Annotated in this window: 15 protein-coding genes; 6 read left to right on the top strand and 9 right to left on the bottom strand. The window is 68.9% G+C overall.

The features are described from left to right. Positions 1-116: 116 nt before the first annotated feature. From ACZ6DL_RS33595 to ACZ6DL_RS33575, 5 genes are read right to left on the bottom strand one after another with little or no spacing between them, the layout of a single operon-like run. Complete coding sequence (locus ACZ6DL_RS33595; RefSeq protein WP_466057215.1) at positions 117-995, bottom strand: SDR family oxidoreductase; 879 nt, start codon at positions 993-995, stop codon at positions 117-119. After that, positions 992-2458, bottom strand: a complete 1467-nt coding sequence (locus ACZ6DL_RS33590) for a flavin-containing monooxygenase (protein ID WP_466057213.1) — start codon at positions 2456-2458, stop codon at positions 992-994. Before ACZ6DL_RS33590 ends, ACZ6DL_RS33595 begins: the two co-directional genes overlap by 4 nt. Then, positions 2455-3957 (bottom strand): aldehyde dehydrogenase family protein, encoded by a 1503-nt coding sequence (locus ACZ6DL_RS33585; RefSeq protein WP_466057211.1) that lies wholly within the window; start codon positions 3955-3957, stop codon positions 2455-2457. Before ACZ6DL_RS33585 ends, ACZ6DL_RS33590 begins: the two co-directional genes overlap by 4 nt. Before the next feature lie 59 nt (positions 3958-4016). Further along, on the bottom strand, positions 4017-5069 hold the full coding sequence (locus ACZ6DL_RS33580) for a PDR/VanB family oxidoreductase (protein ID WP_466057209.1): 1053 nt from the start codon (positions 5067-5069) through the stop codon (positions 4017-4019). After that, complete coding sequence (locus tag ACZ6DL_RS33575; RefSeq protein ID WP_466057207.1) at positions 5066-5959, bottom strand: metal-dependent hydrolase; 894 nt, start codon at positions 5957-5959, stop codon at positions 5066-5068. Before ACZ6DL_RS33575 ends, ACZ6DL_RS33580 begins: the two co-directional genes overlap by 4 nt. A gap of 96 nt (positions 5960-6055) precedes the next feature. Between ACZ6DL_RS33575 and ACZ6DL_RS33570 the strand changes: the two genes are divergently transcribed. The 3 genes from ACZ6DL_RS33570 (at position 6056) to ACZ6DL_RS33560 (ending at position 9486) form a co-directional block, all read left to right on the top strand. Continuing rightward, a complete protein-coding gene (locus ACZ6DL_RS33570) occupies positions 6056-6688 on the top strand; it encodes a TetR/AcrR family transcriptional regulator (RefSeq protein WP_466057205.1) in 633 nt (210 codons plus the stop codon). Positions 6689-6833: 145 nt separating this feature from the next. Continuing rightward, on the top strand, positions 6834-7358 hold the full coding sequence (locus tag ACZ6DL_RS33565; protein ID WP_466057203.1) for a hypothetical protein: 525 nt from the start codon (positions 6834-6836) through the stop codon (positions 7356-7358). Positions 7359-7920: 562 nt separating this feature from the next. Then, the gene (locus ACZ6DL_RS33560) at positions 7921-9486 is read left to right on the top strand and encodes a flavin-containing monooxygenase (protein ID WP_466057201.1); all 1566 of its coding nucleotides are present in this window, start codon (positions 7921-7923) and stop codon (positions 9484-9486) included. 60 nt (positions 9487-9546) lie between these two features. On the opposite strand, the gene ACZ6DL_RS33555 is transcribed toward ACZ6DL_RS33560, so the two are convergent. From ACZ6DL_RS33555 to ACZ6DL_RS33540, 4 genes are read right to left on the bottom strand one after another with little or no spacing between them, the layout of a single operon-like run. Further along, positions 9547-9900, bottom strand: coding sequence for a VOC family protein (locus tag ACZ6DL_RS33555; RefSeq protein WP_466057199.1), 354 nt, complete (start codon positions 9898-9900; stop codon positions 9547-9549). Positions 9901-9929: 29 nt separating this feature from the next. Beyond that, a complete protein-coding gene (locus ACZ6DL_RS33550) occupies positions 9930-10877 on the bottom strand; it encodes an alpha/beta hydrolase (RefSeq protein WP_466057197.1) in 948 nt (315 codons plus the stop codon). 16 nt (positions 10878-10893) lie between these two features. Further along, complete coding sequence (locus ACZ6DL_RS33545) at positions 10894-11652, bottom strand: glucose 1-dehydrogenase (protein WP_466057195.1); 759 nt, start codon at positions 11650-11652, stop codon at positions 10894-10896. 35 nt (positions 11653-11687) lie between these two features. Next, positions 11688-12815 carry an LLM class flavin-dependent oxidoreductase gene (locus ACZ6DL_RS33540; protein ID WP_357030635.1) on the bottom strand — a complete coding sequence of 376 codons (1128 nt, stop codon included), beginning with the start codon at positions 12813-12815 and terminating at the stop codon, positions 11688-11690. Positions 12816-13032: 217 nt separating this feature from the next. Here ACZ6DL_RS33540 and ACZ6DL_RS33535 point away from each other — a divergent pair, with 217 nt between their 5' ends. Genes ACZ6DL_RS33535 through ACZ6DL_RS33525 form a run of 3 tightly spaced genes read left to right on the top strand, consistent with a single transcriptional unit; the run spans position 13033 to position 16236 of the window. Continuing rightward, on the top strand, positions 13033-13788 hold the full coding sequence (locus ACZ6DL_RS33535; protein ID WP_466057192.1) for a glucose 1-dehydrogenase: 756 nt from the start codon (positions 13033-13035) through the stop codon (positions 13786-13788). A 13-nt stretch (positions 13789-13801) separates the two neighbouring features. Beyond that, entirely contained in the window at positions 13802-15505 is a 1704-nt protein-coding gene (gene kstD, locus ACZ6DL_RS33530) for a 3-oxosteroid 1-dehydrogenase (protein WP_466057190.1), read from the top strand. Further along, positions 15505-16236, top strand: coding sequence for a glucose 1-dehydrogenase (locus ACZ6DL_RS33525; protein WP_466057188.1), 732 nt, complete (start codon positions 15505-15507; stop codon positions 16234-16236). Before kstD ends, ACZ6DL_RS33525 begins: the two co-directional genes overlap by 1 nt. Positions 16237-16248 lie beyond the last annotated feature (12 nt).

Below are 16248 nucleotides of genomic sequence, written 5' to 3'. Positions count from 1 at the left end.
CGGATCGGGTGACGCGGGCTGCGGCCGGACCATGCTGCGTGGAGCTGAGATGGACGGCCGCGAGCCGCCGTGACCGGAGTACGGCGACCGCATGCGGAATGAGACGGGCTCGGAGGTCACGACGGGGTCGCGCGGGCTTCGACCCGGCGCAGCAGGTCGTGCACGCGGGTGTCGCGAGCGAGTGCGCTGTCGAGCACGACATTGATCGCCCCGCGCAGCAGTGCGTAGGGTTCCCAGCCCGCCGGTGCGATGGTGCGCGCCGCGCGCCGCTCGATGCCGTCGGCGATGGTCCCGGCCGCCTGCGCGGCCGAGATCCGCACGTTCAACGGCCAGGGCAGCAGGTCGTCCAGTTCTCGGCCGAGTTCGTCGTGATCGAGGGTGTCGTGTGTCATCCGGGTGTCCACGATGCCGAAATAGGCGATGCCCGCCGAAGCGCCGAAGGGGGCCAGTTCCACCCGCAGCGCCCGGCCGAGCTGTTCGACCGCCGCTTTGCTGATCATGTACGGGGCTCCCGCCATGCCGGGCGCGAAGGCGGCGCACGACGACACCACGACCACGTGACCGCCCGCGGTGACGATGTGGTCGAGCGCCGGCCGCACCGTGTTGAACACACCGGTGAGGTTGATGTCCATGACCCGATCGAAGTCCCGCCCGTCGAGCGTGCGCACCGTCGCCGGGCGGGGCACCACGCCCGCATTCGCCACCACCACGTCCAAGCGGCCGAAATGCCCGGTGGCCTGGTCGATCGCCGCGCGCATCGCCGCGCGGTCGGTGACGTCGGCGGCGATGGCGAGAGCGCGCTCGCCCAGCGTCTCGGCGGCCACGCCGACCGCGTCCTGGTCGACGTCGACGAGGACGACCGAGGCCCGCCGGTGGTGCAGTACCTCCGCCAGTTCGCGCCCGATGCCGTGGCCCGCACCCGTGATGAGCGCGACCCGGCCCTCGACCGAATAGCTCCGGCGCCTGCGGCCGATCGAGAAGATGTCGTCGATCATCGGCTCACCTCGTAGGCTTCGGTGTCGAATCGGCTGGTGCGCTGCCGGTATTCGAAACTCCAATTCGGATACAGACCCGCGTTGAGCCCGTCGGGCGTCTGGTAGTAGCTGCGGCAACCGCCGGTCAGCCAGACCGTCGACGAACTCCGGCGCGCCATCTCCTCGACGAAAGCCGCCTGCGCTTCCGGGCGCACCTCGACGCGGCGGGCGCCGGAGGACCGTGCGTGGCGCAGGGCGTCGACGATGTACGCGATCTGGGATTCGATCATGTAGATCGCGGACTGGTTACCGGCGGCGCCGAAGGGACCGAGTGTGCAGAAGAAGTTCGGGAACCCGGCCACCGCCACACCGAGGTAGCTCTGCGGTCGTCGACGGTAGAGCTGGGCGAGCGTTTGCCCGTCGCGTCCGGCGTAGCGTTCGTAGGCGGTCGGGATCGAGGTGAAGCCGGTGCCGAAGATGATGGTGTCCACCGGGTGCTCGCTGCCGTCGCGCAGCAGGATCGAGTGCGGCCGGATCTCGGCGATGGGTTGGGTGACCACGTCGACGTTCGGCTGGTCGAGCGCCGGTAGGTAGGTGTCGGAGAAGATCGCGCGCTTGCACCCGATGACGTAGTCGGGTGTGAGCTTCTTGCGCAGATCCCGATCGCGCACCTGGCGCAGCAGCTGCCAGCGTCCCAGTGCTTCGTAGGGGTGCCGGAAGCGCTGGTCGACCAGCGAGATGAGCCCGAACGTCTCGATCGCCGCGTAGAACCCACCGCGAATCGCGCGCTGCGCCAGCGGTATACGCCGCAGCAGCCGCCGCTCCAGGTCGCGTGTGCGGCGATCCATGCGCGGGACGATCCACGGGGCCGATCGCTGGAACAGCAGCAGCTGGGCCACCTTCGGTTGGATTTCCGGGACGAACTGCACCGCCGAGGCGCCGGTGCCGATCACCGCGACCCGCTCGCCGGTGAGATCGTGGTCGTGATCCCAGTGCAGGGAGTGGAATGACGTGCCCGCGAACGAGTCCATGCCGGGTAGCTGCGGATACTTCGCCTCGGCGAAGAGCCCGGCGGCGGAAAGCAGGAAGTCCGCGGTGAGCGTTCCTCGCGAGGTCTCGATGCGCCAGAGCGAACGCTGCTCGTCCCACCGGGCATCGAGCAGTTCGGCGCCGAATCTGATGTGCCGCACGACATCGTGTTCGACGGCCACCGTGCGCAGGTAGCCGAGGATTTCGCGCTGCCTGCCGTAGGTGCGCGACCAGTCGGGATTGGGCGCGAAGGAGTAGCTGTAGAGGTGGGAGGGCACATCGCATGCGCAACCGGGGTAGGTGTTGGCGCTCCAGGTGCCGCCGAGGTCGTCGGCTCGTTCGAGGATGACCAGGTCGTCGAATCCGGCCTCGCGCAGCTTGATCGCCAGGCCGATGCCGCCCAGTCCCGCGCCGACGATCGCTACGGGTGTGTGCTCGATCGGGTCGGATGTCACTGGTGCTTCCTTCCGTGCAGAATCGCGACGAGCAGGTCGGCGATCGCGTCCGCGCGATGGTCGCGCCGGAACGAGGTGAGCGGCAGCGGGGACGGGAAGCGCTGGCGCGTGGTGGCTTTGGCGTAGGTGAATTCCCGGAGGCCGTCCGGGCCGTGCACACGGCCGAAGCCCGAAGCGCCCACACCGCCGAGCGGCAGAGCGGGGATGGTGGCGTGCGCGACGAAGGCGTTGATGGAGGTGCCGCCCGCGCGGATGCGGTCGGCGATCTCGCGCCCGTGGCGGCGGGCGAAGACGGTGCCGCCCAGCCCGTAGGCACCGCGGTTGACCAGCTCGACGGCCTCGTCCATGTCCCGGACCCTGGTCACCGTCAGGGTGGGACCGAAGGTCTCCTCCGTCACCGCGGCCGCGTCCTCGGGGACGTCGACCAGGATGGTCGGCTGGACGAATTGGCGAACGATCGTGTCCGGTCCGCCGAGCACGGCCCGCGCGCCGCGCGCGACAGCGTCCTCGATGTGGCGGCGGATGATCGAAAGCTGTTTCGGCATGGTGATGGGTCCGATTCGCGAGCCCTCCCCACCTGCCTCGATCTCGGCCGCCGCCGCCACCAGCTTCGCGAGGAACTCGTCGTAGACATCGGCATGGACGTACACGCGCTCGACGGCCAGACAGGTCTGCCCCGCGTTGGACAACCCGCCCCATACCGCCGCGTCGGCGGCGGCCTCGAGATCGGCGTCGGCGTCCACGATGAGCGCGTCCTTGCCGCCGCACTCCATCAGCACCGGCGTGAGATTCTCCGCGCACGCGGCCATGACCAGCTTGCCCGTGGCGGTGGAACCGGTGAACCCGATCTTGCCGACTTCGCTGCGGCACAACGCGTTCCCGGTATCGCCGAGCCCGGTGATCACCTGTAGCACCGGCTCGGCGGGCGCGGTGCGGGCGAAGGCCTGCGCGAGCCACAGCCCGACGCCGGGGGTGTACTCGCTGGGTTTGAATACGACGGCGTTTCCGGCGGCCAGCGCGAACGAGATGGAACCGAGCGGAGTGAAGACCGGGTAGTTCCACGGGCCGATGACGCCGACCACCCCGAGGGGACGGTATTCGACCGTGGCCGCGTGGTTGAACGTCAGCAGGCTCGACGGCACGCTACGGCGCCCGAGTACCTTCTCGGCGTTGCGCGCCGCCCACCGCAGGTGTTCGAGTGCCATGGCGATCTCGAGCTTGGCGTCGGAGATCGGCTTGCCCATCTCGCGGTGGATCACCTCGGCCAGTTCCGCACGGCCAGAGGCGATCTCGCCGCGCCACGCGTCCAGGTGCCGCGCGCGCCCGGCGAAGTCGAGGTCGCGCCACCAGACCGCGGCCCGGTGAGCCGTGGCGACGGCGGCATCGACGGCATGGCGGTCGTGGACCGGGTAGGTGCCGACCACCGCGCCGGTGGCAGGATCGTGCACGTCGAAGGTCGACACTTCGGACTGTGCGGGGTGGCCGGTCGAGACGCTCATCGGGTCGTCTCGCTCGATCGGCGACGGATAGACAACGCTGTCCCTTTCGTGTGGCGGTCTCAGAGGTCGACCACGAGGCGTTCGCCCGCGGCGCGGGACACGCAGACCAGCATCTGGTTCTCGCGTTCGGCGGCGGTGAGCACGCGGTCACGGTGGTCGACGGCGCCGGAGACGACGGCGACCTTGCAGGTGCCGCAGAAACCCTGGCGGCAGGAATACGGGGTATCAGGCAGCGCGCGGTGGATCGCGGTGAGCGCCGTTTCGTCGGCGGCGACCCGGACGGTGGCGCCGGTGCGGGCCAAGGTGAGGTCGAATTCCGCGCCGTCGGCGACCGGGAGCGCGGAGAACCGTTCGGTGTGCAGCGAGCCGGTCGGGTTGAGTTCGAACATGCACCGCTGTGCCGCCTCCAGCATCGGCGGCGGCCCGCACACGTACACCGCCGCGCCGGGTTCGGCACGCGACAACAGGGCGGCGACATCAGGTGGGCCGAATTCGTCGTCCGGCCTGACCTCGGCATCGGGGAGGTCGGCGAGGAACGGCATGGTTGCGCGCGAGCGGCCGACGTACACCAGGTGCCCACGGTCACCCGCGGCCTGGACCATGGGTTTGATCGGCGTGATGCCGATGCCACCGGCCAGGAACAGATACGACGGTGCGTCGACGAGGGTGAAGGCGTTGCGCGGCCCGCGAATCCGCAGACTGTCGCCGACTCGCAGCGATCGGTGTATTTCGCGGGAGCCGCCGCCGCCCTCCGGGATGAGCCGCACCGCGATGCGATACCGGAACCGGTCGCTCGGGTCGCCGCACAGGGAGTATTGACGCTGGCGTCCGGAGGGCAAGAAGACGTCCACGTGAGCGCCCGGCCGCCACGCGGGCAGCGGACCGCCACCGGCGGCGCGCAATGTCAGGCCGACCACGTCGGCGGCTGGACGATCGATCGCGGCGATGGTGGTGTCGAAGTCGAATCCCGTGCCGCGCACCATGTTCGGGCGCGACAGGAGCGGCGCGGCGCGTCCGGTGACGAACACCCTCCGGTAGATGTCCATGACATCGCCGATCAGCCGCAGTCCCGCCGGCGCCGGATGGTCGGTCACGGTAGGCGATCCGCTCATCGGTTCGCCGCCCGCGCGGCAGGCGAGTGCGCCAGATAGCGCAGGGCGTTGTCCATCGGCCCCAACTGGGACGGATGGAAGCCCGGCCGCAGGTACCGCGGCATCTCGGTGAAGAAGACCGTCCATTTCGGGATGACGCCGCGCCGGGTCGCACTCCAGAACTGCAGACCCCAGAACCGGCCTTTCCGCGGCGACGGGTCCTTCCGGTACAGATAGGCGGTCGAGACGATGAACAGCGGCAGCAACGTCGCGCTGGCCAGCAGCGCCGTGCGGGCCTTGCGCGCGTAGCTGCCGTCGAGATGCATGAACGCGTCGTAGACGACGCTGCGATGCTCCACCTCTTCGGCGCCGTGCCACCGGACCAGGTCCAGCATCGCCGGGTGCATGCCCTTGGCTTCGAGGATGTCGGCGTTGAGCAGCCATTCCCCGAGGACCGCGGTGTAGTGCTCCATGCCCGCGAACAGGCCGAGCCGTTCCTTGAGCCACTCCTCCCGGGCGCGCCCGGTCAGGCCGTGGTCGCCCAGGATGCGGTCGACCAGCCAGGCGACCTTGGTGACATACGACTCGACGTCCAGGCCGATGGATTGCAGATGCCTGCGCGCGGCGTCGTGGCTGCTCGCGTGCATGGTCTCCTGCCCGATGAACCCCGTCACCTCCTCCCGTAACCGCTCGTCATCGATGTGCGGGAGGGCCTCGGCCAGCGCCTGCGCCATGGCTCGTTCCCCTTCGGGCAGCACCAGGTGCATGACATTGACGATGTGGGTGGCCAGGGCCTCGCCCGGCACGTAGTGCATGGGCACCGAATCGAAATCGAAATGGACGTCGCGCGCATGGATGGCATGCGCTTCGTCGCGATACCGGCGCTCCGACGCGCCTGCCTGCTCAGCCATGCCCCGACCCTACATAGCTACAAATCGTATTGCAATGTTGCAGCAACAACTCGGTCTGGATGTTGCAGAAGGGTGCGTTTTTGCTAGCGTTGCTTCATGCCCACCGCCTCGAAGGCCGCCGCGAGCAGCGAAAACGTCGCCGCCACCCTGGTCACCCGGATCTTGGACGCGGCTCTGGTGCAGTTCGAGCAGGTCGGCGTCAAGAAGACGACGATCGAGGAAGTGGCCCGGAAGGCGGGTGTGGACCGGGTGACGGTCTATCGCCACGTCGGAGGCCGCGACGACCTGGTGCAAGCCGTGATCAGTCGGGAGGTGGCCGCGGTGCTCGCCGAGATCACCGAGATCGCCGACCGTCACGACGACCTCGGCGATCTGGTCGCCGACATCTTCGTCACCGTCATCACCCGCTGGCGCACGAACCCGCTGGTCGAACGCATGCTGGCGCTGGAACCGGCGCGTGTGGTCCTCAAACTCACCGTCGACGGCGCAGGTCCGTTCGCGATGTCCGTGCACACGACCGATCTCGCGCTCCAGCGTGCCGTCGAGCGGGGGATTCTCCCGCCCGCAACGGATCTGACCACTCGCGCCGAGATCGTGTGCCGGATCGTCCATTCGCTGATCCTCGCGCCGCACGGCCTCACCGAACTCCGAACCGACGAGCAACTCGGCGATTTCGCACGAACGTACCTGGTGCCGGTAGTGGCCGGATCCAACGCCGTGTCCGGCTGACACCCGGGCGCATCCGGTCGGTGAAACCGGCACGCGGATGTGCCGCGGGTGAATCCTCCGTTCCGGCGCGGCAACCATATTCGGTGACTTGTAGTGTTTGCGCGGGGCCGGAGACATGTCCGGCGCGGTGGAAGGGACGGCGGGGATGTCGGACGCTTCGGTCGAGGTGCTCCTGGACGACTTCGAGAGCAAGGACAGGTGGGAGATCGCCGGGGCCGGTGCGGACCGGACGCATCTCACGACATTCGCCGAAGGCGCGCCGAGCAAGCGCCCCGGCGTGTACGCCGACGGTGTCGCGGGCGCCGACCACCGGGCGCTCGTCCTACTGGTCCGGTCGGCGACCGACGATCTCGAGGTCGATCTCGTGGCCAAACCCGGGCAGGCGTTCTCGATCGCCGGACGGCTGACGGCCCTGCGCCTGTGGGTGCGTTCGCCGCACGCCTCGATCAGGGTGTCCGCGCGACTGCGCGGCACCGGACACGGCGAGCGAGAATTGATCCTCGGCGGCGTCTCCGCCGCCGGTGAATGGCAGCGTCTCGAGCACGAACCGGCCGACCCCGTGGACGACAGCGACCTCGTCGCTTTGACGATCCGGCTCGGCGAGGTGGTGAAGCGGGAGGGGGAGGTCATGATTCTGCTCGACGACCTGACCGCTACTACTACGGCGTGAGAAGCGGGGAGGGCGGCCCGAGTTCACGTCGCCGCTGTGAGCCGGAGTCGGCGCCGGTGACGTGTTCCTCTTTCTCGGTGTGCTTCAGCCGATTTCGGTCTCGGCCGACGAAATCGATCGCTCGGATCGCTGATTGTGATGTGCCGTTGCCGAGCGCCCCGACGAACCTGTAGGCGCGGTCACGCGCTCGGCGACGGAGCGCGCCGGTGTGGTGTGGACAGCCGGGCACGGGACCTCGTGCGCGGTTCGGCGGGAAGCCGACAGGTCCTCCGGCCTGGAATGATGCGGACCTACACCGATTCCCCTGGATAGCGAAATGTGTGCTGTTCGGCTCGGAAATCGGGACACGAACTGTGCGCCGTAGGTTGTCGGGCGGCCGTGGACGGGTCGCCGGGCATCGTCCCGCTGATCGTGTCACGAAGCCTTTTGCGGTGCGGCCGCGCACTTCTGGCCTGCCATGGGAGACCGAATACCCGGCTCGACGATCTTGCCATCCGCAGCGCCTCAGCCAACGAAGAGTTCAGGTAGCTCAATGTTGACTATGCGCTGTGAAGGAGGAGGGGTGGCAAACGCGATGACCTGCGAGGTGGCTGTCGTCGGCGCGGGGTTCGGCGGCATCGGGATGGGAGTCGGGTTGCGACGGGCCGGGATCACCGATTTCGTGATCTTCGAGCGGGGCGGCGACGTGGGCGGGGTCTGGCGGGACAACACCTATCCGGGGTGCTCCTGTGATGTGCCGTCCCACTTGTATTCGTTCTCGTTCGCCCCATACCGCAGCCGGCGCACCCGGTTTCCGCGCCAGTCGGAGATCCTGGAGTACCTGCGCCAAGTCGCGGCCGACCACGGCTTGGCGCCGCACCTGAGATTGGGCACCGCGATCGACGAGGCCACCTATCTGGAAGACCGGGGCGGCTGGGAACTGACCACCTCCGATGGACAGCGCGTGTTCGCCAGCGTGGTGATCTTCGCCGTCGGACAGCTGCACCGGCCGAACGTTCCCGACATCGCCGGACGGGCGGATTTCGCCGGACCGTCCTTCCATTCCGCGCGGTGGGACCACGGCCAGAACCTACGTGGGGTGGACGTGGCCGTGATCGGCACGGGCTCGAGCGCGGCACAGATGCTGCCGACCCTGGCCGCGACGGCCCGCCACGTCCGCGTCTTCCAGCGCACACCGCACTGGGTACTGCCCAAACCGCCGGCCGATTTCGGACCGCTCGCCCGAACGGTGCTGCGGCTGCCCGGCGCCCACCGTCTCTACCGCCGAGCCCTGTACTACGGCGCCGACGTCGTGCTCGCGCCGATCATGCGCCGGGGTTGGTCGGCGCGTCCCGCCCAATGGGCTGCCCGACGGTATCTGCACAGCCGGATCGAGGACCCACGGCTGCGCGCGAAACTCACACCCGACTATCCCCTCGGGGGCAAGCGCATCATCTTCGACAGCGACTACTACTCGACGCTGACCCGGGACAACGTCGAGCTGGTGACCGCCCCGATCGCCCGGATCACCCGCGACGGACTGCTCACCACAGACGGCGCGCACCATCGGGCCGACGTCATCATCTACGCCACCGGTTTCCGCGCTCCGGAGTTCCTGATTCCGATCACCGTGCGCGGACGCGGGGGAGTCCTCCTGCACGACCAATGGCGCTCGGGCGCGACAGCTCTGCTGGGTGTGGCGGTCCCCGGGTTTCCGAACGCCTTCCTGATCGCCGGACCGAACAGCTTCAACCCCGCGGGAAGTAATCCGGGGATGAAGGAATGCCAGATCGACTACATCATTCGTTGCCTGCGCTGGCGCGACCGGATCGGCGCCGCCACGATCGAAGTCCGCGCGTCCGCGATGCGGACACACCAGGAGTGGATCGAGCGAGCTGTCGCGAAGACGGTCTGGCCTGCCATGGGACCGAGTTGGTACAAGCACCACAGTGGGCGCGTCACCAATCCGTGGCCTGCCTCGGCCCGCACTTTCGACCGCGCTATGCGGCGACCGCCGTCCGAATCGTTCGGCACCGTTGCGTCCGATGCGGCCACGCCGGATCGGAAGCGCCCGAAACGAGTGAAGTGGACGAGGAAGTCCGCGCAGTCGGTGCAATCCGAAGAACCGACGGTGATGCGCGCCGAATGAGCGGGCTCGGCCGAGCCGCGCTCGCACCGCTACTTCGGTGTCCGCGTCGGCTCGGTCGCGTCACGGCTGGGCAGTGATCGGTTCGTAGAGCGCGATGTGCCAGACGGAACCGGGTGTCGGCCGGATGACGGCGCGGCGCTCGTGCGGTCCGGTGACCGGTTGCGCAACCTCGAAACCCCCGGTGCGCAACCGGTGCAGCGCGAGATCCAGATCGTCCACCTTGATCGCGAGGAACGGGGTGTCGTCGTCACGGTCGGCGCCCGCGAGCATGACCCGGACGCCATTGCTGTCGAACTGGGCCCAGCGGTCGCCGTCCACCACGGTGGGCCCGGCGCCGAAAACGGCCGTCAGCAGTGCCACGGTGGTGGGCAGGTCGTCGGTGGGGTAGGCGGGGCCGATTCGCTGGATCGTCATCTGTGCTCCGTAACAGTGTGTGCGGGCGGTCAGGGACGCCGCTGGGCGTAGGCGGCACGAACGGCCGAGTAGGCGGCAGTGTTCGCCAGTACCGCCTCGGGCAGGGTGTCGGCCATGCTCATGAAGCCGTGGAACATCCCGTCGTATCGGCGGATCTCGGCCGCGACACCGGCTCGCCTCAGCCGCTGCCCGTAGTCTTCGCCCTCATCGCGCAGTGGATCGAATTCGGCGGTGACGATGTGCGCGGGCGGGAGTCCGGACAGGTCGGCGTCGAGCGGGTCGGCGTACGGGTCGGCGCCGTCGTGCGAGCCCAGGTATTGGCGCCAGTACCAGCGCAGGTGCGCGGCGGTGGTGAAATAGCCGTCGGCGTTCTCCCGATAGGACGCGCTGTCGCAGGCCGGGTCGAGCATGGGATACAGCAGCAGCTGCCGGGCGATCTCGGGGCCGCCGCGATCTCGTGCCATCAACGCCGTCACGGCGGCGAGGTTGCCGCCGGCGCTGTCCCCCGCCACCACGAGGCGGGCGGGGTCGCCGCCCAGCGACGCGATGTGGTCGGCGACCCAGCACAGCGCCGCGTACGCGTCCTCGGCCGCCGCGGGGAACCGGTGTTCGGGCGCTTGCCGGTAGTCCACCGACACCACGACCGCGTCCGCGCCGACGGCCATGGCCCGGCAGAACCGGTCATGGCTGTCGAGGCCGCAGATCACGAACCCACCGCCGTGGCAGAAGACCACCGTCGGAGCCGGCGCCACGGCGCTCGCGGGCCGATAGATCCGGACGCGGACCTCGGGTGCGCCCGGTGGACCGGGGATCCGCCGCTCCCACACCTGGGCGACCGGGATCGGCTCCACGGCCGGTGCGGCACGTGCGGCGAGCAGCCGCCGTGCCTCGGTGGCGTCGAGCACTTGGGTGCCCAACGCGGGAAACGCGGCGCTTGCGGCATCGACGACCACCTGCGCTTCGGGTGTCAGCGGCATCCGGCTCGCTCCTTCGCTATCGCTGTGCGTCCGGTGGCAGGAACTTGCCCGCTGCCAAGCCGCCGTCGATCGTCACCTCGGCGCCGGTGACGTAGGCCGAGGCGTCGGAGGCCAGGAACGCGACCAGTTCGGCGACCTCTTCCGGCACGCCGGTGCGTTGCAGCGGCAAGGACGGGAAGCTGCCCGGCCCGGTGGTCAGGTACGGGACCATCGGCGTCGCGATCGGGCCGGGGTGCACCGAGTTGACCCGGATCGCGGCCGGGCCCAGCTCGAGCGCGGCGGTCTTGGTCAGGCCGCGCAGTCCCCATTTCGAGGAGCCGTAGGCGGCGTGACCCATCAGCCCTTCCAGGCCCGCTTGCGAGGAGATGTTGACGATCGAGCCTCCGCCCGCCCGCGTCATCGGACCGACCGCTGCCCGGATGCCGCGGAACGCCCCGATCAGGTTCACGCGCAGAATGCGCTCGAATTCCTCCGGCGTGGTCTCCGCCAGCGGCTTCGCGGTGTAGATGGCGGCGTTGTTCACCAGGACATCCAGTTTGCCGAACGCCGAAACCGCCTCGGCAACGGCGACTTCCCAGTCCTCGCCGCTGCCGACATCGTGCCGCACGAAACGTGCGGCGGCGCCGAGCGATTCGGCCAGCCGGGTGCCTTCCTCCTCCAGAACGTCGGTGATCACCACGCGGGCGCCGCGCTGCACGAACAGCCGCGCCTCGGCGGCGCCCTGTCCCCGGGCCGCGCCGGTGATCAGGGCGACCTTCCCACTCAGGTCAACCATGTCGAACTCCTCGTTGTCGTCGGCGATCGCCGGGATCAGCTGTTGCGGAAGTGGGGGATGACCTTCTCGCCCCAGTGCCGGATGGTCTCCAGGCAGGCCTCTTGCGGCACCGTGCCCATCTGGATCAGGCAGAGGATCTCGTCCGCGCCCGCGGCCTGCAGACGCTCGACGTAGGCGATGGCGTCCTCGGGGCTGCCGTAGGCGTGGTCGGCGTTGAAGACCGAGGTGGCGCCGGTCTGCACCGGGATCTTGGCCTCGTGCAGGTAGGCGACGTGGTCGTCGGCGGCCTGCTTGATCGCGGCGAGCTCGTCGGCGTTCGGGTCGACGGCCTCGTCGGGCGCCGGGCCCGCGCCGTAGTAGTGCTTGATGGATTGCGCGAAGAAGCGCTGCCCGCGCGCGCCGATCCGCTGGGCCTTCTCCCGGTCGTCGAGAACGATCGTCGGGCACAGCGCCGCGAAATGATCGTTCACCACGGTCGACACGAAACGCTCACCCGTGCGCGCGGCGATCGCCTCGTCGTAGGTGCGCCGCAGTTCCGCGATCTCCTCCACGCCCGCGAAACCCAGCACCAGCGCGCCGATTCCGTAGTCGGCGGCCATCTTCAGCGTGTCCTTCTTGGTGCAGGCCATGAACAGCGGCGGATGGGGCAACTGCTCCGGCCGCGGCAGCAGTGAATGCGGCGAGACCTGCAACAGCTCGCCGTTGTACTCGAATTCGGCTTCCGGATCCTGCCACGCCTTGCCGATCATCCGCAGCGACTCCTCGACCTCCTGGTAGGTGCGCTCGGGGTCGACACCGCACATGGAGGTCTCCACCGGCGTCGCGCCGCGGCCCGCGCCGAGGTTGAGCCGTCCGCCGGACAGCACGTCGAGCATCGCGGCGCGTTCGGCCGCGCGCACCGGGTGGTTGAAGTTGAACGGCATGCACACCACGCCGTGCCCGATCCGGATCCGCTCGGTCTTGGCGGCCACCCAGGTCAGGAAGACCTCCGGGGCGCTCATGTGGGCGTACCACTTCAGCCCGTGGTGTTCGACCGCCCACACGGTGTCGAACCCCATCTCGTCGGCGAGCACCGCCTGCTCGACACAGTCGCGCAGCACCTGGTGCTCGTGCTCGCGCGACGGGTCGGCCATCTGGGCTTCGAAGATCATCGAGAACTTCATCCGGTCTCCTTATCGAGCGCCCGATCGGGCGTTTTCGGGTTTCGTCGGGGTGTCTGGTCCCGGTGCGGGACAGTCGGCAGCGGTATGCCTAATCGAAATATGTCCGCCGGAACTTCTCAGGTCAGGCCCTAGTCCCGGTGGCCGGGACGGTCCGGTGCCGCGCCTCGATGGGCGACCTAGCGTCGGTGAGCAAGCGACGGTGAGAGGACGGAATTCGGTGGGACAACTCGACGGCAAGGTGGCGCTGGTCACCGGCGGGGCGCGGGGGATGGGCGCCGAGCACGTGCGGCGGTTCGTGGCCGAGGGCGCGCGCGTGGTGTTCGGTGACCTGCTCGACCACGAGGGAACGGCGCTGGCCGCGGAACTGGGTTCCGCGGTGCGATACGTGCACCACGACGTGACCAGCGAAGCGGATTGGTCCGCGGCGGTGTCCGAGGCGGTCACCCACTACGGGCGGCTCGACGCGGTGGTCAACAACGCGGGCATCCTGCGGTTCGTCCCGATCGCCGAGATGGCCTTGGCGGACTTCACCACGATCATGAACGTCAACGTGACCGGCACCTGGCTCGGCATCAAGACAGCCGCGCCCGCGCTCGCCGAAACCGGAGGCGGATCGGTCGTGAACGTCTCCTCGGTGGAAGGGTTCGTCGGCGCGGCCGGTCTGTCCGCCTACAGCGCGAGCAAGTTCGCCATCCGCGGCATCACCAAGTCGGCCGCTCGCGAGCTGGGGCACTTGGGTATCCGGGTCAACTCCCTGCACCCGGGAGGCATCGCCACACCCATGACCGCCGCGGTGTCCGGAGCCTCCGGCGTCGACGGCGACGGCTTCTTCGCGAGCCTGCCGATCCCGCGCTGGGGACAGCCCGTCGAGGTCTCCCACGTGGCGGCGTTCCTGGCCTCGGACGCGGCCAGTTACTGCACCGGAGGCGAATTCGTCGTCGACGGCGGCATGCTGACCGGTTGCGGTTACTGACGGAAGCGACGCGATGACACAGGAATTCGAATTCGATGTGGTGGTCGTCGGCTCCGGCGCCGCGGGCATGACGGCCGCTCTGACGGCCGCCTACCGCGGACTGTCGGTGACGCTGATCGAGAAGAGCAGATCCTTCGGCGGGTCCACGGCACGGTCGGGCGGTGGTATCTGGATCCCGAACAACCCGGTGTTGCAGCGCGAAGGGGTGCCCGACAGCCCGGAACTGGCCCGCACCTATCTGAAAGCGGTGGTGGGCGATCGGGTTCCGGAGGCCAAACAGCGGGCCTTCCTCGAACGCGGCCCCGAGATGATGCGTTACCTCGGCGCTCGCAGCGAATACTGGGAGTTCGTCTACGACCGCGGCTATTCCGACTATCACCCGGAGTTTCCCGGTGGTCTGGCCCAGGGGCGCAGCATCGAACCCGCGCCGCTGGACGGACGCTTGCTCGGCGGCGATCTGCACAAGATCAATCAACCGACCATGTCGGGTCCCAAGGGAATCGCGTTCACCGTCAGCGACTTCCACGATCTGAACATGATCGCCCGCACCTGGGCCGGGAAACGCACCGCGATCAGGGTCGGTATGCAGGCGGTGGGGAACAAGCTGCGCGGACGGCTGCCGCTGAGCCTGGGCAAGGCGCTCGCGGCCCGGCTGTGGCTGTCATTGCGTGACGCCGGAGTGCCGGTGTGGCTGAACACGCCGCTGACCGACCTGATCACGGTGGCGGACGCGGTGGTCGGTGTGCGCGCCGAGCACGACGGCACGCCGGTGGTGATCAAGGCGCGCCGCGGTGTGGTGCTGGCGGCGGGCGGTTTCGAGCACAACCTGCGGATGCGCGAGCAGTACATGAGCGGGCCACAGTCCACCGAGTGGACGGTAGGCGCCACCGAGAACGTGGGCGAAGGCATCGTCGCGGGTCAGAAGGCCGGTGGCGCGGTGGATCTCATGGGCGACGCCTGGTGGGGCCCGTCCGTGCGCAATCCCGACGGGCCGCCGTTCTTCTGCCTGGCCGAGCGTTCCCAGCCCGGCGGCATCATGATCAACCACGCGGGCGAACGGTTCGTCAACGAATCGGCCCCGTACGTGAACGTGGTGCACAAGATGTACGAGCAGGAAGCGGCGGGCGTCGGGCACATTCCGGCGTACTTCATCATGGATCAGCGCTTCCGCGACCGGTACCTGTTCCTGGGGAACTTCCCCAAGCGTCCGCTCCCGCAGAAGTACGCGGATGCCGGGATCATCGACCAGGCCGAGACCTTGGCCGAACTGGCGGCGAAGATCGGTGTGCCGCCTGCGGCGCTGACCGCGACGGTGGAGCGTTTCAACCGCTTCGCCCGCGCCGGTCGCGACGAGGACTTCCGGCGCGGCGATTCCGCCCACGACCGCTACTACGGCGACCCGACCGTGCGGCCGAATCCGTGTCTGGCCCCGATCGAGCAGGGCCCCTTCTACGCCGTGGAGATGGTGCCGGGCGATCTGGGCACCAAGGGCGGTCTGGTCACCGACGAGCACGCTCGCGTCCTCGACTCCGACGACCGGCCGATCCCGGGCCTGTACGCGGCGGGGAACAACTCCGCCTCGGTGATGGGCAACGACTACGCGGGTGCGGGCGCGACCATCGGTCCCGCCATGGTGTTCGGCTACATCGCGGCCGGTCACCTCGCCGACAACCAGCCTGGCGCGACCGCGCGGGACGCAGTGGAAGGAGAGCGTTGATGGGACGGATCGACGGTAAGAACGTCATCGTCACCGGCGGCGCACGGGGGATGGGCGCGGCCTTCGCGCGGCGGCTGGTCGCCGAGGGCGCCACGGTGGTGATCACCGATGTGCTGGTGGACGAAGGCGTGACGCTGGCCGCCGAGCTGGGCGACGCCGCGACCTTCCTGCCGCTGGATGTCACCGACGAGTCGGCGTGGAACGACGTGATCGCCTACACCGAGAAGGTTTTCGGCCCGGTCTCCGGTCTGGTCAACAACGCGGGCATCGTGCACGTCGATCCGATCGAGAAGTTGTCGGAAGCCGACTTCCGCAAGGTGATCGATGTCAACCAGGTCGGGGTGTTCCTCGGCATGAAGGCCGTGCTGGGGTCGATGCGCCGGGCAGGCGGCGGCTCCATCGTGAACATCTCCTCGATCGGCGGCATCATCGCCTTCTCCAACATCCTCGGTTACACCGCGTCCAAATGGGCCGTGCGCGGCATGACCAAGACCGCCGCGCAGGAGTTCGCCGCCGACGACATCCGGGTCAACTCGGTGCACCCCGGTGTGGTGGCCACGGAGATGACCGCCGATTCCACGCGCTCGCAGGGCATGTCGGGCACTCAGCCGATGCGCAGGGCCGGGCGCCCGGAGGAACTGGCGAACCTGGTGCTGTTCCTGATCAGTGACGAGTCGAGCTTCAGCACCGGCTCGGAATTCGTCGCCGACGGCGGCTACACGTCCCTGTGACGACGTCCGGCA

The organism is Nocardia sp. NPDC041819 (genome assembly GCF_055590505.1).
Note: the sequence above shows the minus strand (reverse complement) of the source record. Positions and strands in the feature narration are given on the sequence as shown.